Origin of the sequence: Rhodococcus sp. NPDC057529, assembly GCF_042802055.1 — a bacterium.
In the GTDB taxonomy this organism is placed as follows: Bacteria; Actinomycetota; Actinomycetes; order Mycobacteriales; family Mycobacteriaceae; genus Rhodococcus_F.
In genome coordinates, this window is record NZ_JBHVEY010000036.1 from 15,669 (window position 1) to 35,116 (window position 19,448).

The window sequence follows — 19,448 nt, forward strand, 5'->3', positions numbered from 1 at the left end:
CAAGTCGGCTCGCCCCCGCACAGAACTCAACAGACATATGACGCGGTCAGGCAGACGACCGCGACACGAGCGAGCTACGCCCGCAGCGCCACCTCGATAGCGTTACCAGAGCGTGGCGATCCCGATGATCGAGACTCACTGCGAGCGTTGGAAGGCGAGCACGTCAGAAGTCCCACAGCGTCAGCAATGCAGCGCGGAGTGTGGGGGAGCGGACGTAATGATCGGTCTGCAGTCGCGGGCCAGGATGACCGAGGTCGGCGAGCGCCGCCGCGGCATCGGAGAGGGAAAGCGGAGGCAGGTCGGCGCGGATGCGTAGGAAGTACAGCACTGCGCCGCCCGACCGCGGGATCCGAACGGCATCGGAGACCACGACGGCCGGCGCGTAGATCCATTCGTCGTCGGCAGAGACGAAAACGATGACGTCGCCGCGCCGGACAGCGCTGGGACTATCGATGCGGAGCGATTCGAGTTGGTATTTCACCACAGGCCCGGCGGTCGTTCGCTGCCGGGGACGCGGCTGTTCCATCAGGTGTTGTTCCGTAAGGCTAGGTGTGTAGTCGATGGCATGTTTGACGAACATCCGGGTGACCGGGGCGGGCAGAAAATCAGCTTCGGTGTCGCGGAATCGGCCAGTGACTCCAGGGATTGGCACCGCCCTGCCGATTTCCCACTCGCGGTTGGCGTTGTCGATGAACACCTGATCGACTTCAGTGATCTCGTCGATGCCGTCGATGAATTTCCGCACTGAGGCAACGACCTCAGGGTCATCGGTGATGATCACGGCATCATCAGCGAAGGTGGAGTTCTCGGACGCATTCGCCGAACCAACCACCGCACGCCGGTTCGTGGCGATTACCTTCGCATGCAGCGTTGGGGACGACAGAACCCGAACACCTTTGCCGAGGTAATAGGCCAGGGCAGCAGGGGAAGTGGCATGCGCACGGACCGCAGCCTTGGAGGCGTTGACGACCAAGACGTCACCGGCGCGCAGAGGAAGCAGGTTTGGCGCATCCTGACCGACATAGGCGATAGCCGCGCACCGGGCACCTCTCGTGCCGATCGCGCGGGTGATGTGCGACCACGGACTCGGCCCGTGGAACGTTGTCCCCATACGACAGACGGTAGCGGGCCGGGTGGGCGAGTGCGCAGATGATCGCATGTCGATCTCAGCCAGAGGCTCACGCTGTGCAGGATCTACGGTGCACGACACAGGGGCCGGGATGATTGGGGCGGCGAACCGCGGGCCTCAACGTGTATCGAGCACTCGTACGTACCGGCGAACTCCTGACCAGAGGACGCCTACTTCGCGCCCGGACCAAGGGTCGGGCCCTCTGCGCCTCATCGGCGACGACGACTGAACGCCCAGAAACGGCCATCTCCGAGCCCCGATGAAAACAGGCAGGTGGGCGAACTGCATTGTTAAACTGCGGTGGCACAAAGTGCCTCAGATCCAATGGCACAGGACAGTCGCGGAACCTACAAGGAACGAATATCGTCTACCTCCCTCGCGGGCTTCCCTCCGTGTCACTTATGGTTTGTGCGGAGTGAGTGCTGTAGAAAAACATTTACGCAACGTCTCGCTCAAAAGGGCTGGTGAGCACACTTTTTGCTCTGCAGTGTCCTCGCTCAGTGTTTCTGTCGGAATTCCACTCGAGTTGCTGCATTGCCCGCGACACGCTCGAGATAGTCGTCGGGTTTCGGAACTCTCGGCTTCTACGCTGGGGGGGGAGCAGCAACGCCTCCGGGACTTCCGGCGACGCTGATTCGAGGACTTACGACAACCATCGTGAACGACTGTCTCCACCGCCGCCCAGAATAGTTGTTGCACTGCAGGTCAGCGCCTTGCTCCCCTGACAACTATCTTGAGCGAGGACATGCAGGGCGCCGTTGTAGTGCTTCGGCCGTGGATTTCGTGGCAGGTGAGGGCCGAAAATGGCTGTTACCGAGCCGGCGTCGGGGAGGGCTCGGTAACAGCACGGGGAACGTCGGGCAGGGCGGTAGCAGCGGTGCTATCCGCTGCCACAGATCATCCGGAACAAGATCATCAGCCACGTGGTCACCCTGCCCGACTGCGACGACGTATACGCCACCGGGCGGCCGTCATGCGCTCCCCAGGCCCGGCCAGCGCTGCCCGGCACTGCTGGTCACGCTTGTCGATCCGACCCGTGATGTCCGATTAGGGATTGCTCTAGGGTCGGCGTAGTCAGGATCGGACCGGGATCGTTGCTGTCGGTGAAGTCGAGGAGACGCGGAATGATCTGATCCGGATTCGCCCACATCAGGTCGTGCCCAACCCCCGGGAATTCTCGACTATCTGCTCGCAGGCAGTCCTAGCCTGTCGAAGAACGCACGATTTCGTTCCGTGGCCCCGTTGACGAGACGATCGAAGCTCATGACCTCGATGTATACCCGTCGGGCATCGTTGAACCCGAAGTATGCGAGGCCGTCCTGGGTCGGACGCAGACCTGCGAGTTCGCAGCGGTCGATCATCTTGGGCGTCAGATCAGCGATTACGTAGCAGAACGCTGGCGCCTCCTCCGACTTCGGAATCGGTCTGCCATCGCTCGTCTTGGCGCCGCCTTCGCGGATCTGCTTCACGTAGCCGAGGCACTGGTCGATCGGGTTGTTGTCTTCGGAGGCGTCGGTCCGCATGGGGCGCTTGATCTCGACGACGACGATCGAACTGAGCGGAACGGTCTGGCGCTCAGCTGCGAGCACAGCGCTGCCTGCGAGCCGTGTGGCGATGATGTCCGGCTCCTTTGTCGACTTCGAGTCGGTGATGGGCATGCTGTTGAACGTCTTGTCCGACGCGAGATAGTCGTGGAAAGCCAGTCTCTCGTCGATGATCCACAGGTTTGAGGCGTCCGTACCGATCTCGTTCGAATCCTTCCGCATCGGGATCAGCAGATTGTGGACCTCGTCCTCGCGACAGTACTTACCCTCGTCGTTCGAGCGGATGAGCTTCGCCAGGACTTCAAGGATCACCCGCCGACGCGCCACATACGCCGCCAAGTCCGACTGGTTGATGTCAGTGATCTTCGCCAGGTACTCGTCGAGCCGCTCCTGGTAGTCCGCAGGCCGTTCGGCACCGTCTTCTGCGAAGATCTGCTGAGTCTCGGCGAGGGTTTCGGCTTCGAGCTTCTGGAGTTTGCGGTGAAGGACCGTTTCCAGCTCCGCGTCCTTCATCGACGGGTCGACTGTCAGCCCGAGCGATTCCATTCGCTTCAGCAGAGGCCGGTACCGAGGCGCACGATTGCTGACGTATTCGCTCACCCGCGACTTGCCCTCGTCCCGGGCCGCCGCCAGTTCGTCGGTTAGCAACACTTCTATCTCGGTGAGCACAGCCTTGCGCACGTCGTCGAGCGTGATCTCGCTCTCGAGCGTGTTGCCCTCGATGGTCTCGTCGATGTCGAACGCGGTCCTGTCGGCTCGGACGTTGGTGTCGAGGTAGTCCGAGGAGAGGTAGCAGATGTAGGTGAAGTCCGCACCGTTCTCGTCCTTGAGCCGGCCATAGAGCCCGGGGACCTTCCCGGTGATGTTCTCTTCGGTCACCACGCGGCTCGCGGCGCACCAGTAGAGCTTCGGCGTCTGGTTGCGGGTCGACGACTTCAGGCAGAGGTTAACCATGTCGAACTTCTCACCCTTGACCTCGACCGTCTGCCTCGGCATCTCCGAGTAGACGAACTCGTCCATCAGCTCCCTGAGCAAGACAGTCTCGCCATCGTCGATCACCCGGATCTCGGGCGCGCCGCCAGGCCGCAGGAAGTACCAGATGCAGTGCTCGAATACTTCTCTCGCGATTGCCGCCGCTGTCTTGGGGGCGCTCTTCTGGTAAGCGGAACCGAACCGCTCCAACTCGACGCTCGTCCCGGTCTCCTCGAGTGGTTCCGCCAGCTCGATGGGCTCGACCTCGTGCTCAACGGAGAACCGGAAATGCCGACCGCAGAGGGCACCATTGTCGTCCTTGTACGTGCTCCTCACCGCCACCTTGTTGAACGCCTTCAGCCACAGCAGGCGTCCCACGCCGCGGCAGCCGTCCGCCGACTTGTAGTCGCTGTCCAGCGTCTCGAACGACTTCATGTTCTCCGCGGTGAATCCCACGCCGTTGTCGGTGACTACGAACCCGACGATCGGCTCCAGCGGAATGCGCCCAGGGCCGGTCATGCTGAGATCGAGCCCCGTTTGCGGGCTACGCACGATCTTCACCTCAAGGCGCCCTTGGGAGCTGTCGGCGTCGAACCTCGCATCGATGGCCTGTATGCCGTTGACGACGGCCTCCAGCACGGGGAGAAGCGCGTGGCTCTTTGGCAGACCGGTGTTCTTGACTCGTCCCCGAAGGGACGTCGTCATCGCCGCCATTCCGTCCTTCTTTCCCATCTCGATGCCGCCCACCATACTGGCGACGTCAGACAATCCTAGGCAGGCGGCGCGGCCCGAGGCCGCATGACCGAGACGTCGGCGATCCGCTTGCCCGGCTTCCTCGTGTCCGTTGACAGTGTTTGGCTTCGAACCGGGCAATCACGACCGGGTCGTCGAGCCAGGTCCGCCGGAGTCGTTCAGGTATCCGGATCGGCTGTGGCTACCCGATCAGGGTGAGCTGTTCGAGCCCGGGTGGGGGAGTGGGGGAGGGCATCCCCGGCAGCGGCAGGAGATTTCCGACGACGGTGGTCATCGCCTGCCCTCCCTTCGCCCGTTTCGTGCTGTTACCGGAAAAGGGTAGGGGCGGGGTCCGGCATGCTTGCTCTGTCGTTGATTGTCAGATCGGGGCCGAGCGTGCGAACCATGTGTCATGGGAAACCATCGGTGGCCGGGCATCGCCGAACTTCAGGGCGGCGGCACCCCGATCCACGGGCGCCGCACCCTCGCCGCGCAGGAGAACGTGTCGGTGGAGTTGGTCGCGGTATTCGCGTATCCGGGTGGGTTGTCACTGCGACTGATGGTGACCGCGACCGGTGCGGTAGCTGCGGCGGCGCGTCATGAAACCCGACCTCTGACGGATCCGGCGGACACGTCGGCGCGGTGGTCGTACCTGCTGGTGCGTGTCCGGGTCGACGACCAGGATGCGGTGGCGGACCCGTTCCATCCGCTGACCCGCGCCCTGGGCACGGGCCCGGAGGCGTTGTACCGCAGCGAACCCCGGTACTGGATCCCGCTGTTCCCGGCGAGCCGGGCGATCGCCGTCACGACGGGCTGGCCGGAGATCGGACTCGACCCCACGACCACCCTGGTCGAGGTCGGGCAGTGCCCCTTCACCGAGGCGGGGTAGGCGGGGCGGTGGGGCGTCTGGGCGTCTGCGTCGGGGTCACGGTGTGCGGTGGCCAAGGATTGTCGGTTCTCCCCGGTAGTGTCCGGTTCCGTGAAGATCGAACAGGTGGAGGGAACCGGCAGAGCCGCAACCGATGTGACCACCGTCGGTGGGTGGGGTGCGGTACCGGACCTGACGGAGGAGACGGCCACCCGGATCGCCGGGGCGGTATCCTCGTCCCGGGCGCCGGGCACCCGCCGGGTCTATGCCTCGGACTGGCGGCGCTTCCGCAGCTGGTGCGAGGCCCGCGGGCACAGTGCGTTGCCGGCGCACCCCGTCACCATTGCCGCCTACCTGGTCGAGGCCGCCGACACCGTCGACGGCGAGGGGGAGCGCACCTATGCGCCGTCCACCCTGAACCGGTGGGTGTCGGTGATCGGGCACTATCACCGCACCGCGGGCCTGCCGAACCCGGCAGGAGAAGTGCTGGTGGCCTCGACCCTGTCCGGGATCCGCCGCGACTACGCATCGAACGGTGACCGGCCCCGGACCCCGCGGGCACCGCTGCTGGTCGACGACGTCGTCACCATCGTCGGATCCGCCCGGCGGGCTGTTACCGGCTGGGCCGCCGAGGTGCACGAACGCCGCGATTCGGCGTTGTTGTTGATGGGGTTCGCCGGCGCGTTCCGTCGCAGCGAACTCGTCGCCCTGCACTGCGGGGACGTGACCGTGCACCGGCTCGATGGGGTGCATGTGCGGTTGCGGCGGTCGAAGACCGATCAGGACGGCACCGGGACGGTGCGGGCGTTGCCGTTCACCACTCACCATCACAGTTGCCCACCGTGCGCGTATGTGCGGTGGGCGCAGGTCGTCGCCGCATACGATCTCGCCGCCCGACCGGGGGTGATCCGGTTGCTGCGCACCGCATCACCGTTCGAGGGCCATGTCTGCCGAACGGGGTTGCCGCGGATGCGGGCCCGGGCACCGTTGTTCCGGGCGATCGCCAAGAACGGCAAGCTCTCCGACACCGCGTTGTCGGGGGCGTCGGTGCACGCGGCGATCCGCCGCCGCGCGGCCGCGGCCGGTTACGACGAGAACGTTGTGGCGCAGCTCGGTGCGCATTCGCTGCCGGGTTCGTCACCCAGGCGTTCCGCAACGGCGCCGACGCGCACGCGATCATGCGGCAGACCGGACATGTCACGCCTGCGATGGTCGAGCTCTACGCCCGCGAACACGCGCCCCTGGTCGGAAACGCCGTCAATGAGATCGGCCTCTGAGCGTGTACGTCGACCTCGCCGCCATCACCCCATCGGTGGGTAACAGCCCGGAGCTGGTGGTGCCGCGTCGGTATCGGTACGACTGGGCGCTGTTCTCGGATTGGTGCACCGCGTGCGATCACCGATCGTTGCCCGCGCACCCGTGGGTGGTGGCGGAGTTCCTCGACGAGCACCCGGCCGCCGTCGGAACCCAGCGCCGCCGGGTCGCCGCGATCAACGCCGTCCACGTCGGGGCTGGGTTGCCGGCGCCGGGCCGGGCGGAGGCGATCCGGCAGCTGCTCAGCACCAATCGTGCCGACCGGCTGGCCCGGGTCGGGGAGCGGGTGGCGCAGGTGGTGCCACGGATTCCGGTGACCGGGTGGCCGGGCGGGTTGTTCGGTCGCCGCGACGCCCTCCTCCTCACTCTGGCCGCAGCCGGGTTGGGGTTTGAGGAGATCGCCCGGCTGCGGCGCACCGACGTCACCACCGAGCGCGACACGCTGGTCGTCAAGGCGGGGGAGGGCTGGGTGCGTGTCACCGCCGAATCCGGTGTCGAACCTATTGCCGTGTATACGAATTGGGTGGAGGTCCTCGGGTTTTTGGACCGCTATCCGAGCACCAAGCTCCTCGCCGGCCGACTCGACAAAGGTGCGAGCCTCTCGGCGTTCGCGGACAGCGCGCGCCGCGACGAACAGCCGCTGCTCACACCCATCGACCGGTGGGGACACACCCCCTACGACCCGACTGCGCTGACCGGGCACTCCATCGCCGCCCTGACCCGGGCGCATCTGGCCGGGCAGGCACCGGAACACAAGCGGCCTCCGACCTGGCAGCCCACGACGAAGTCAGACGAGGACCCGCCGGTCCCGGTCGTCGTGGACATTGAGCTGGACCAGAGCTACTACGATCGCGGCATCGCGGCCCGTCGCAACGCCCACGCCCACCTCGAAGACGTCACCGACGTCCTCGACGGCATCGAGGACGAAGCCGACAAGCTCCTCGCCGACCTCCTCTCCATCCTCGACCACACCGAAATCGACTGACGGAGTGTTGGTCCCGACGCAGGGGGTAGCTTCGATTACGGTGCGATAACGGAAATTATCGTCACCAAGTGCGTACAAACCATGAGTGAGGCGCAGTTGTAGTTGTCCTGGCTCAGTGAAGGTGGCGAGATCGCACGGTAATTGTGAAGTGACAGGCGGGTCGTCCAATTGACAACCTTTCTGTCCAATCGTGCCTACGGGCTGTCCAGCCACTGAAGACCGCCCTCATGAAAGCCCCGACCGCGCTCGCTGCCCTGTCATCGCCGACAGGTCCGGACACCTCATCCCGCACGAGGATGGCTCCGGCCGGTCTTCCATGTTGGACAACGTCACTGAGGCGACGCGCACGGAGACCGACGATTTCGATCATTGGACAGGTTATTTGGCACACCGACCCGGCATTCCAGCAGCAACGCGGTGGACAACTGCCTGGTCCGATTGGACATCTTCGGTGTCACTTCACAGTAATCAACGACTTCAACTTTGTAAATGTTGCGCCACTTTTCCTTTTGCGGCAGGCTGAGTGCACTTCAGCGGGTCGCATCCCTGGGGCCCGGCGCCGAGCTCGGTCGTCCCGCCCTCGATCTGCTCCACTGACCCCTCGACGGAAGGACTGTCATGGCCACCGATACCCGCGAAGCACCCGCGGTGGTTGATCGCGTCGGCGCGGTCGGGGTGATCACCCTCAATCGCCCGCACGCACTCAACGCTGTCGATGCCGAGATGTCGGCCGCGGTCGGTGCGGCCCTGCACCAGCTCGACGCGGACCCCGAGGTTCGTGTCTGCGTCATTACCGGAGCCGGGCGAGCGTTCTGCGCTGGCGCTGATCTCAAGGACATGGCCGCCGGGTTGTCATTCCTGGCGCCCGAGCATCCCGAGTGGGGCTTCGCCGGCGTCGTCCAGCACTTCGTCGATACACCGCTCATCGCCGCGGTCAACGGGGTTGCACTGGGCGGCGGCACCGAGATTGTTCTGGCCTGCGACATGGCCGTGATGAGCGAAGATGCCCGCCTTGGCCTACCCGAAGTCACCCGCGGCATATTCGCGGGCGCCGGAGGAGTGCTGCGATTGCCCGACCAGATACCACCCAAGATCGCCGCCGAAGCGATCCTCACCGGGGAACCCATTTCGGCGGCGACGGCATTGAGGTGGGGCCTTGTCAACACGGTCACGCCGCCGCCGGAAGTGTTCTCAACAGCGATGCAACTGGCGCAGAAAGTTGCGGCCAACGCGCCGCTCGCGGTCGCCGCCAGCAAACGCGTCATGGCACGTCGCCGCGACTTCGGTTCCGACTGGAGTTCGCCCATGTGGGCGATGAACGCCGCCGAATTCGATGCCGTGTTCGACAGCGAGGACGCCCGGGAGGGGACAGGCGCGTTCGCTCACAAGCGCATACCCGACTGGAAACGGCGATGACCATCGCCAACAACAAAAAGTGGCGCCACATTTACAAATGTCGCAGTGGAGGCTAATATTGCGACCCAGGACCCATGGTGCCGCGATCGGGTGCAACGCGTCGACCCGCGAACATGACACTGCGAAGGAGGGCGTCGTGAGCGACGAAGACCAGTCGGTGAGTCAGACCGGCGAGACGGCGCGACGACCCCCGACTCCCAAGGGCAGGGATACGCGCACACGGTTGCTCACCGCCGCGACCTCGCTGTTCGCTGAACGCGGCTATGCCGGGGTCCGGATCACTGACATCACCGAGGCCGCCGGTTTGTCCGGGGGAGCGTTCTACCGATACTTCAAGGATCGCCGTGATCTCACGCTCGTCCTGCTGCGCGATCTCACCGATGAAGCATTCGATTTCGTGCGGGTGCCCTGGGATCAGACCGACCCGATGGAGTCGGTGTTGCGGTCCACGCAGCTGTATTTCAAGTTCTATGAATCGCATCGTGCGCTGTTCGGTGTGCTGGTCGAACTCGGCCAGACCGATCCCGAGGTGACCGAACTCTGGGCGGCATCACGTCGAGCGTTCTACGCCCGCATCGCGCACGCGTTGCGTCGGGGTATCGAAGCCGATCGGATCAGGCTCGATGTCGATGTCGATGTTGCCGCCGAGATGATGGGCAGCATGACCGAGTTCTACGCGTTCCAGCGATTCGTTCTCCCCGATCAGGTGGTCAAGGACGTCTCGCACGAGGAAGCCGCGCGCACCCTGGCCGCGATCTGGACATCAGGCATCATTCGCCGAACCTGACCTCACCGTACAAAGTCTGCCCGGTCGAGCCGACCGGGCAGAGGAAGTAGTCACGACATGAGCTCTACCTTACTTTCCCGGCGGGACGTCCAATTCCTGCTCTATGAATGGCTGAACGTTGAAGAGCTGACCAAGAATCCGAGATTTGCCGAGCACTCCCGTGAGACGTTCGACGCCGCGCTGGAGTTGTCCGAAACCCTCGCCGCCCGCGAGTTTCGACCGCACAACCGCACAAGCGATCTGAACGAACCGCACTTCGACGGGCGCACCGTGCACATCATTCCCGAAGTGGCGCAGGCACTGACCGCGTTCGCCGAGACCGGGCTGCTGGCCGGTACGATGGACGAGGACCTCGGCGGGATCCAGCTTCCCCACGTCGTCCACCGCGCGTGCTTCGCCTGGTTCCAGGCCGCGAACATCGCCACCTGCGGCTACCCGATGCTCACCATGGCCAACGCCAATCTCCTTCGGGCGTATGGCACCGATGAGCAGATCCGCCGCTTTGTCACTCCGATGCTCGACGGCCGGTTCTTCGGAACGATGTGCCTGTCGGAACCGCACGCCGGGTCCTCCTTGTCGGACCTGACGACGCGGGCCGCCCCCGACGGGCCCGGTCGGTACCGGATCTTCGGGCGCAAGATGTGGATCTCCGGCGGCGACCACGAACTCAGTGAGAACATCGTCCACCTCGTCCTGGCCCGGACGCAGGGCGCACGACCCGGGGTCAAGGGACTGTCGCTGTTCGTCGTCCCCAAGTACCTGGTCGCCGAGGACGGCACCCTCGGCGAACGCAACGACGTCACCCTCGCCGGCCTGAACCACAAGATGGGCTACCGGGGCACCACCAACACGATGCTGAACTTCGGGGAAGGCGTGTTCAGCCCGGACGGCGGCCCGGGCGCGATCGGCTACCTCGTCGGGCAGGAGAACCGCGGTCTCGACTACATGTTCCACATGATGAATGAGGCCCGCATCGGCGTCGGAGCCGGCGCCGCCGCCCTCGGCTACACCGGTTACCTCGAGGCGCTCGAGTACGCCCGCACCCGCCCGCAGGGCAGACCAACCGGGCACAAGGACCCCACCTCCCCGCAGGTGTCGATCGTCGAACACCCTGACGTGCGCCGGATGCTGTTGGCATCCAAGGCCTATGCCGAGGGATCGATGGCGCTGGTGCTGTACGCGGCAAAACTCCTCGACGAGAGCACCACCGCCGAGGACGGCGTGATCCGCGCCGACGCCGAGCGCCTCCTCGACGTACTGACCCCGATCGTCAAGAGCTGGCCCTCTCAGTGGTGCCTGGTCGCCAACGACCTGGCCATCCAGATTCACGGCGGCGCCGGCTACACCCGCGATCACAACGTCGAACAGATATACCGGGACAACCGACTCAACCCGATTCACGAAGGCACCCACGGTATCCACGGCCTCGACCTGCTCGGTCGCAAAATGGTCATCGACGACCGAGCCGGTCTCGAGCTCCTCACCCGGACGATCCGCGACACCGTGCACCGGGCGCCGGCCGAGCTGGCGCCGTGGGCGCAGCAACTGTCGGACCGACTCGACCGCCTCGCCGAGGTCACGGCGCTGCTGTGGTGGGACAACCACCCCGAAACCGCGCTGGCCAACGCCACCGTCTACCTCGAGGCGGCCGGACACGTCGTGCTGGCCTGGATCTGGCTCGACCAGGCCATCGCCGCCCACGGCCGCGACGGCGCCTTCTACGACGGCAAACGCGCCGCCGCCCGCTACTTCTTCACCTACGAACTGCCCAAAGTCGACGCCCAGTTCGACCTGCTGTCCACCCGGGACATGCAGCTGGTCGAGCTCGACCCCGCCTGCCTGTAAAAGGCATGTCACCGACACTGTCTGTCCGACATCCAGCCCCGGCCGGCCGACGGCCACCACCCCATGCCCCAATGACGCAATATCCTGCGTAACCCCCTTGTTCTCCATCAGAATCGAGCAACTGTCATGAACGACGCTGTCATCGTCGCCGCCGTGCGCACTCCCGTAGGCAAGAAAAGCGGCGCCCTGTCGTCGATCCATCCCGCCGACCTGTCCGCCCACGTCCTCGACCACCTGGTCCAGCGCACCGGGATCGATCCCGCGATCGTGGACGACGTCATATGGGGGTGCGTCAGCCAGGTCGGGGAGCAGACCTTCGACATCGCCCGCACCGCGGTGCTCTCGGCGGGGTGGCCCGAATCGGTCCCCGGCACCACCGTCGACCGCCAATGCGGATCCTCGCAACAGGCCGTGCACTTCGCCGCCGCCGGGCTGATCGCCGGACAGTACGACGTCGCCGTCGCCGGCGGTGTGGAAAGCATGTCCCGCATCCCCATGGGATCCGCGCAGGCCACCGGCAACCCCTTCGGACCCCGCTACACCGCACGATACGGTCCGGACGCGCCCAACCAGGGCATCGGCGCCGAGATGATCGCCGACAAGTGGGCGCTGTCCCGCCAGCAGCTCGACGAGTTCGCGCTCGCCTCCCACGAACGCGCCGCCGCCGCCACCGACGCGGGCCTGTTCACCGACGAGATCGCCCCCATCGACGTCGACGGCGCCCTCGTCGACGTGGACGAGGGAATCCGGCGCGGCGGCACCGTCGAGAAATTGGCCGGTCTGCAGCCCGCCTTCTGTGAGGACGGACGCGTCACCGCCGCCAACGCCTCACAGATCTCTGACGGTTCGGCCGCGCTGCTGATGATGACCAGCAACGCCGCCGCCCAGGCCGGATTGACACCCCTCGCCAGAGTCCACACCGCGTCCGTGGTTGGTTCGGCCCCGATGCCGATGCTCACCGGGCCCATTCCGGCCACCCACAAGGCGCTGGCCAAGTCCGGTCTGAGCATCGACGACATCGGCGTGTTCGAGGTCAACGAGGCCTTCGCCTCCGTGACCCTGGCGTGGGCCGCGGAGTTCAATGTCGACCTGGCCAACGTCAACCCCCGCGGCGGCGCCATCGCACTCGGACACCCCCTCGGCGGCTCCGGCGCCCGATTGATGACCACCATGCTGCACCACATGCGCACCAACAACATTCGCTACGGCCTGCAAACGATGTGTGAAGGCGGCGGCCAGGCCAACGCCACCATCCTCGAACTCCTCTGACCCTTAAACACTTCGAGAAGGACACCACATGAGCAACCTGACCTTCGACTTCACCGGCCAGACCGTCATCGTCACCGGCGGAGCCCGCGGCATCGGACTCGAACTCGGCCGGTTCTTCATCCGCGCCGGCGCGGACACCTACCTTCTGGACTACGACAAGGACGAGGTCGGCAAGGCCGCCGCCGACATCGGCGCCCGCCCCCTCCACGGCGACGTCAGCAGCACCGCCGACATCGAACGCGCCGTCGAGCAGATCATCAGCGAGACCGGCCGAATCGACATCATCGTCAACAACGCCGGCATCCTTCGGGACACGGTGCTGTGGAAGCTCACCGACGAGGACTGGGAACAGGTGCTGGCCATCCACGCAGGCGGAACGTTCCGGCTCACCCGGGCCAGCGTCCCGCACTTCCGGGCACAGGGCTTCGGCCGGGTCGTCAACGTCACCTCCTACACCGGCCTGCACGGCAACACCGGCCAGGCCAACTACGCCACCGCCAAGGCCGGCATCATCGGGTTCACCAAGACCGCCGCCAAGGAACTCGCCCGCTTCGGAGTCACCGTCAACGCGATCTCGCCGAACGCCGAAACCCGCATGGTCGCTTCCATTCCCGACGGCAAGAAGGCCGAGCTTGCCGCCGGAATCCCCATGGGCCGCTTCGGTGACGCATCCGAGATGTGCGCCGCGGTAGCGTTTCTCGCTTCCCGCGAGGCAGGCTACATCACCGGAGTCGTGTTGCCGGTCGACGGTGGAATCTCGATCTGATGGCGACCTTCACCTACGTCACCCTCGCCAACGCGGCCGGTACCGACCTCGGACACAGCCGGTGGATCGAGATCGACCAGACTCGAATCGACGCGTTCGCCGAGATCACCGAAGACCGGCAGTGGATCCACGTCGATCCCGAACGCGCCGCTAGCGGTCCATTCGGCTCGACCATCGCCCACGGATACCTGACGCTCTCGCTCGTCGCCGGTTTCCTCGACGAGATCTTCCACCTCGACGGCATCGGCATGTCGGTCAACTACGGCACCGATCGGGTGCGCTTCCCCCACCCGGTCAAGGTGGACAGTCGCGTGCGAGGGCGCGGGGAAATCGTCGAGGTGACCCCGGTCTCGACCGGCCTGCAGGCCACCGTTCGAATCACGGTGGAAATCGACGGTACCGATCGCCCTGCCTGCGTCACCGACGTACTGATTCGCGTCCTCCCCGCTGACGACTTCGTACGAGTGTGAGAATCGAGAGTTGAGTGCCCGGCCCGGAACCGCTGCGGCACAACCGAATCAAGTTCCTCACGCATCCCACCCTCGTCCGCCGACCGCATGTCTTCGACCGGGCCGACTTCGGTGCGACAGGCAACACACAGGCCTATCAACCGTGGTCGGACGGGCGCACCTGCGCATCCGACGCCGCCGGCACGGGGCGATTTCACGTGGCCCGTCACCGGGGCTGTCCTCACTGCCGTCCGCACGCGGTGCCGCATGCGGCCGAGGAAGGCCGGGTGCCCATTACAGTAGCGTCGGCACCACGGATCACTACGTATCTTCGAATGTCCTGTGAACGACGAAGTGGTCGCGAGGAAGCGACGGGCACCGGAGGATCTTCATGCCCGATCGGGTGAATGCAACCGCAACCCTGGCAGATGGGTGGCACCTGCGCGCCCGCTGTAGAATCACTGTCGAGCACCTGTTCTTTGCGCCCGAGGTTGAACGTCAAGGCGCTCGGATGCGGCGTGAAAAGGCTGCCAAGAGAATCTGCGTAGACTGCCCCGTACTGCGGGAATGCCTCACATACGCCCTCCATGCCGGAGTGTCCCACGGCATTTGGGGAGGGATGTCCGAAAAGGACCGCCGCTCACTCACCTCCGCTTCTGCTGACCATCTGTGCCGAAGTAACGCGACAGTCGACTGTCGGCCCGGGGCCGATGCCCGTCGCTAATCACCTCCTGGCCAACAAAGGCCCCGGTGGGCGCCGATTTCTTGGCCAGGACCATGCACGGCCAACGTGGTTACCGCACGCATCCCGTCTCGAACCTGTTGATCGGTCACCCCTCTGAGACTGATGTGCTGGCCGCTCCACACCGGTCAGGAGCGACCACACCCAGCGGACATAGTTTTCGCAGCGTCCACGACCGCGGTCGCCGCCGACGCCTTCCAGTGCCGCAAATAATTCCCCGCCAGGTCCTCCAGCTTCGCCGCGATTCCGTCCGGCAAGTCGGGCGAGACGACCGACTACCCAGCCTTCATTTGCGGTTACGGCCGGAGAGGAGCTGAGCAGACCATGCGCGGCCAGGTCGGTCAGCCCAATCGGGGCGCACGAATTAGGGCTGGTGGACCAAGGCGTCTGTTGCACGAGTCACATCTAATGGTGTCACTGCCACGTGCATCACAACTTCGTTCGCGTTCGGACCGACGCGTCGAATTCGAGCCCTCGAGAAAGCAAAGAGAGATCATGAGCGATTTCACCACCGATGTTCTTGTTGTAGGCGCCGGCCCTGCCGGGCTGACCGCGGCGGCGTTGCTCGCACGGCAGGGAACGGCGTCGATAACGATCACCAAGTACCGGAACACGGCGAACGGGCCACGGGCCCATGTCACCAACCAGCGGACCCTGGAGGTCATGCGCGATCTGGGTCTCGAGTCGCGGGTGTACGAGGTCGGCCACAAGATGACCGACGTACCCGACCTGTTCTGGGTGACCTCGTTGGCCGACCGGGAGTTGGCGCGCCGGCGCGCATGGGGAACTCGATCCGACCGGAAAGGCGACTACGAGGCCTCGAGCCCGTGCGCGACGGCGAACATCGCGCAGCACCTGTTCGAACCGATCATTCTCCGCGGAGCGATGGACCTGGGCGCCGATATCCGTTTCAACACCGAACTCCTCGAGATCGTGCAGGACGCGGAGGGTGTCACAGCGACCGTGGTGTACCGACCCACCGGTCACACCTACACGATTCGCGCCCGCTATCTGATCGGTGCCGACGGCGGGCGGTCGACCGTAGCAGCGCAATCCGGCATCGAGTTCGACGGGCAGCCGCGACTCGGCTATGCACTCAATGCGTTCATCGAGGCTGACCTCGAGCACCTGGTCGCCGATCGGCCGGGCGTGCTCTACTTCACGAACCATCCCGGGCGCGAATATTTCTTCGGCTCCGGAACGTTCGCGTTGGTTCGTGAATGGAACGAGTGGATGGTCCAGTTCAGCTACGATCCGGAGACGGACAATCTCGACGAATCCGAAGAAGCTCTCTTGCCGCGCATCCATGCGGCAATCGGCGATGCGAGTATCGACGTCAAGATCAAGAACCTCGGCAAGTGGGAACTGAAGAGTCTCGTGGCGCAGCAGTACCGGAAGGGCCGTGTGTTCATTGCAGGCGACGCTGCCCACCGCCATACCCCCGCCAACGGTCTGGGATCGAACACCTCGATTCAGGACTCGTACAACCTGGCGTGGAAGCTCGCTACGGTCCTCCGCGGCGAGGCGGACGACGCACTGCTCGACTCGTATGAAGCCGAACGTCTGCCGGTGGGACGGCAGATCGTCGCGCGGGCGACCAAGTCCATTGAATTCGTTGCAGCAGTCCCTGCCGCGGTCGGGATCCGGGCCGGGCAATCGGAGGAGGAAGGGTTGGCTGCGATCGAAACGTACTTCTCCCCGACCCCGGATGGACGCGAGCGGCGCGCCGAGTTGCGCGAGGTCCTCGACGTGTACGACTACGGGATCAATTGCCACGGAGTGGAAATGGGGCAGCGGTACACCAGTGGTGCCCTGGTCGACGACGGAACACCCTTCCCGTCCTACCAGCAGGACAGTGAGCTGTACTACCAACCGACCACCCACCCGGGTGCCTATCTGCCGCATGCGTGGTTGACGCGGCGTGGTACCCAGATCAGCACCCTGGATCTCGTTCCGGCCGACACGTGGACTCTGATCACCGGCGTCGATGGCGACGCGTGGCTCGACGCCGCGAAGCAGGTCTCGGCCGAACTCGGGTTCGACATCGCGGCCACCGCCGTCGGGGCGGAGCTCGAGGTTTCGGACGCCTACGGCGACTGGGCAAAGACCCGGGAGATCACCGACGGGGGAGCGCTGCTGATTCGCCCGGACAAGTTCATTGCCTGGCGGGCATTCGATTCGAGCGCGGATCCGGTCGTTGATCTCCGTGATGCGTTCACCGCACTCCTGCGGCCGCAGACGAACGTTGCATCGGCAACCAGCTGATGTGACACGAGATCGAGTTTTGCAACCAGAGTTGTCGACTGTGCGCCGTCAGTGCTGCCGGCGCACAGTCGACAACTCGCCACCGGCCTCCGCCCGCTGGGCGGCATGGAACCGCACACATCGAACCTCGGTCATCGAAAACGCAGACGATCGGGGTCCCGCACTGAGGCACATTACGTGCATCTCGAATCCGACGCGGCACGTGCTGTCCTTCGGTTGTCCTGTATCTGCGCACCACTCGTCACACAGTCCAGAGTTCTCGGAGGAGAAACGATCATGACCGGATATCACGGTTTCGGCGCCCGCCCCCTCGGTCTTCCGTTGAAGGACGGCAAGGTCGACTTCACCAATGAGATCGGCGTGCAGCAGATGCTGGCTCTGCTCAAAGGCGCAGCGTTGCCCCCGGTGGAACAGACAGCCGGGAAACCCTTCGTCGGAATGACCACCGATGGCGAACCGATGCAAAGCCTCTTCGGTCTTGCGGACGAAGGCTTCGACGCCACGTCCCCTACACAGGCAGCGAAGTCATATCTGGACGGACTCGACCCGGACGAGCGCGGCCGGGCAGCCTCGCCGATCGACAGTGCGGACTGGCAGTTGTGGACCAACGCCTTCTTGACGTTTCCCGAGCACGGACTCCGTCTACAGGATCTCGACGAGCACAAACGAGACGCCGCGCTGGCAGTCATCCGCGCCTCCCTCAGCGGCGTCGGTTATCGCCGGGTCCGGGGCGCGATGCGACTCAACGGTGAACTCGGCGAGTTCCTGGGCGCGTACCTCGATACGTTGACGGAGTTTTCGTACTGGTTCACCGTGTTCGGTGACCCGTCTACAGAGGAGCCCTGGGGGTGGCAGCTGGCGGGGCATCATGTCGACGTTCACTGTTTCATCGTCGGCCGGCAGGTGGTTCTGACGCCGACGTTCCTGGGAGCGGAGTTCAGATCGGAGCAGGTGTTCGAAGAACACCGGGTGAAAGCCCTCGAATTCATGGAGTCGATGTCGAGCGCTCAACGGGCGCGGGCGGTGCTGCATCGATCGATCTTCTCCGCGGATCTGCCGGCGGAGTTGGGTGGACCCGTCGACGGTCGCCATCGGGCCGGCGCGGGGCAGGACAACGTGATTCTGCCGTACGAGGGACTGCAGGGCGACAGCCTGAGCGCCGGTCAGAAAGAACTGCTTCGCGCGTTGGTCGACCCCTACATCGACCTGCTGGCCGACGGGCCCAAACAGGCCCGGAGGGATCAGATCGCGGATCGCATCGATGACAGCTGGTTCGCCTGGATCGGTGGCTCGCAGCCGAACAGTCCCTTCTACTACAGGGTGCACAGTCCCGTAGTGCTGGTCGAATACGACAACCATCCGGGAATCTTCCTCGACAACGACGAGCCGGAGCCTTTCCACGTCCACACGATCGTGCGTACACCCAACGGTGGCGACTACGGCAAGGACCTGCTGGCGCAGCACTACGCCCAGCACCACCATCACTGACCACATGGGACTGACAGCGAACCGAAGGAACTGAGCAATAATGGAATTCGTACGCCCGTTCGATGACTCGAAGGCATTCGACACCGGGTTCACCGGGTACAAGGCACAATTCGTGTCCTCGCTCGAAAGCTCGCTGCTCATCCACAGCGTGATTCAGGAGAACGGCTGTGGGCCCGGACTGCACTACCACCACAGCGACCAACTGTACTTCCTGCTCGAGGGTGGCATGAAAATTCAACTGGGTGAGGACGTCCACTCTGTCGGTGCACGCTCGCTGGTGTTCATTCCTGCCGGTCTGCCGCATCGCAACTGGAACGACGGCCCGGGCCAGGAACGGCACTTCGAGATGATCATTCCCCGGCCCGGGCCGGGAGCACCTCTCGCGTACCCGGTCGAGTCCGCAGAAGACGTGCCGGTGGAGTGGCGGGCCACGCAGAAGGGCTACGTGCGCACCGTGGACTCGGCACACCTGGAAGAGCCCATGCCCGGCTTCCGGCTGCAGCCCCTCGCCGATCCGGCCAGCGGATCGCTGCACGCGGTCGTCAACTACGCGGAGTTGGACGCCGGGTCGGCCGGCCCGGGTATGCACATCCACCGGTTCGACCAGTTCTACCTGGTCCTGCAGGGCGAACTCACCGTCGAGGTCGCCCTGCAGAAACACACCGTCGGTCCGAACACCCTGGTGGTGCTGCCCGCCGGCGTGCCGCATCGGCAGTACAACAGTGGCAACGATGCCGAACACCACCTGGTCGTGCTGTCTCCCGCCCCGATCCAAGGGGTGCCGTGGGACGACGGCGTCGACTTCGTAGCCAACGGCGAGACACACATCGGGCCCAACGACCTCACGTCGGCGGCAGCCGCAGAAAGGGGAGCCTGA

14 protein-coding genes and 1 pseudogene are annotated in these 19,448 nt (G+C 64.9%); 13 read left to right on the plus strand and 2 right to left on the minus strand.

Annotated elements, in window-relative coordinates:
• Nucleotides 1-163: 163 nt before the first annotated feature.
• Nucleotides 164-1,111, minus strand: coding sequence for a phospholipase D family protein (locus ACFU5V_RS39900; protein WP_378706520.1), 948 nt, complete (start codon nt 1,109-1,111; stop codon nt 164-166).
• A 1,199-nt stretch (nt 1,112-2,310) separates the two neighbouring features.
• Nucleotides 2,311-4,377, minus strand: coding sequence for an ATP-binding protein (locus tag ACFU5V_RS39905; RefSeq protein WP_378706522.1), 2,067 nt, complete (start codon nt 4,375-4,377; stop codon nt 2,311-2,313).
• Nucleotides 4,378-4,789: 412 nt separating this feature from the next.
• On the opposite strand from ACFU5V_RS39905, the gene ACFU5V_RS39910 reads away from it, so the two are divergent.
• The 13 genes and pseudogenes from ACFU5V_RS39910 to ACFU5V_RS39970 all read left to right on the plus strand — a co-directional run bounded on the left by ACFU5V_RS39910 (nt 4,790) and on the right by ACFU5V_RS39970 (nt 19,448).
• Nucleotides 4,790-5,266 (plus strand): hypothetical protein, encoded by a 477-nt coding sequence (locus tag ACFU5V_RS39910; RefSeq protein ID WP_378706524.1) that lies wholly within the window; start codon nt 4,790-4,792, stop codon nt 5,264-5,266.
• A 135-nt stretch (nt 5,267-5,401) separates the two neighbouring features.
• A pseudogene (locus tag ACFU5V_RS39915) lies at nt 5,402-6,522 on the plus strand (integrase).
• A gap of 2 nt (nt 6,523-6,524) precedes the next feature.
• Nucleotides 6,525-7,544 carry a hypothetical protein gene (locus tag ACFU5V_RS39920; protein ID WP_378706526.1) on the plus strand — a complete coding sequence of 340 codons (1,020 nt, stop codon included), beginning with the start codon at nt 6,525-6,527 and terminating at the stop codon, nt 7,542-7,544.
• Nucleotides 7,545-8,162: 618 nt separating this feature from the next.
• Nucleotides 8,163-8,960 (plus strand): enoyl-CoA hydratase-related protein, encoded by a 798-nt coding sequence (locus ACFU5V_RS39925; RefSeq protein WP_378706528.1) that lies wholly within the window; start codon nt 8,163-8,165, stop codon nt 8,958-8,960.
• Nucleotides 8,961-8,997: 37 nt separating this feature from the next.
• A complete protein-coding gene (locus ACFU5V_RS39930; RefSeq protein WP_378706530.1) occupies nt 8,998-9,747 on the plus strand; it encodes a TetR/AcrR family transcriptional regulator in 750 nt (249 codons plus the stop codon).
• A 57-nt stretch (nt 9,748-9,804) separates the two neighbouring features.
• Complete coding sequence (locus ACFU5V_RS39935) at nt 9,805-11,592, plus strand: acyl-CoA dehydrogenase (protein WP_378706532.1); 1,788 nt, start codon at nt 9,805-9,807, stop codon at nt 11,590-11,592.
• A 126-nt stretch (nt 11,593-11,718) separates the two neighbouring features.
• Nucleotides 11,719-12,861, plus strand: a complete 1,143-nt coding sequence (locus ACFU5V_RS39940; protein ID WP_378706534.1) for a thiolase family protein — start codon at nt 11,719-11,721, stop codon at nt 12,859-12,861.
• Nucleotides 12,862-12,889: 28 nt separating this feature from the next.
• Complete coding sequence (locus ACFU5V_RS39945) at nt 12,890-13,627, plus strand: SDR family NAD(P)-dependent oxidoreductase (RefSeq protein WP_378706536.1); 738 nt, start codon at nt 12,890-12,892, stop codon at nt 13,625-13,627.
• The gene (locus tag ACFU5V_RS39950; protein WP_378706538.1) at nt 13,627-14,097 is read left to right on the plus strand and encodes a MaoC family dehydratase; all 471 of its coding nucleotides are present in this window, start codon (nt 13,627-13,629) and stop codon (nt 14,095-14,097) included. The genes ACFU5V_RS39945 and ACFU5V_RS39950 overlap by 1 nt, the downstream gene beginning before the upstream one ends.
• Nucleotides 14,098-14,467: 370 nt before the next feature.
• On the plus strand, nt 14,468-14,800 hold the full coding sequence (locus ACFU5V_RS39955) for a WhiB family transcriptional regulator (protein ID WP_378706540.1): 333 nt from the start codon (nt 14,468-14,470) through the stop codon (nt 14,798-14,800).
• Nucleotides 14,801-15,142: 342 nt separating this feature from the next.
• On the plus strand, nt 15,143-17,083 hold the full coding sequence (locus ACFU5V_RS39960) for an FAD-dependent monooxygenase (RefSeq protein WP_378706542.1): 1,941 nt from the start codon (nt 15,143-15,145) through the stop codon (nt 17,081-17,083).
• A gap of 276 nt (nt 17,084-17,359) precedes the next feature.
• Nucleotides 17,360-18,571, plus strand: a complete 1,212-nt coding sequence (locus ACFU5V_RS39965) for a DUF3500 domain-containing protein (RefSeq protein ID WP_378706544.1) — start codon at nt 17,360-17,362, stop codon at nt 18,569-18,571.
• A 40-nt stretch (nt 18,572-18,611) separates the two neighbouring features.
• Nucleotides 18,612-19,448, plus strand: coding sequence for a cupin domain-containing protein (locus ACFU5V_RS39970; protein WP_378706546.1), 837 nt, complete (start codon nt 18,612-18,614; stop codon nt 19,446-19,448).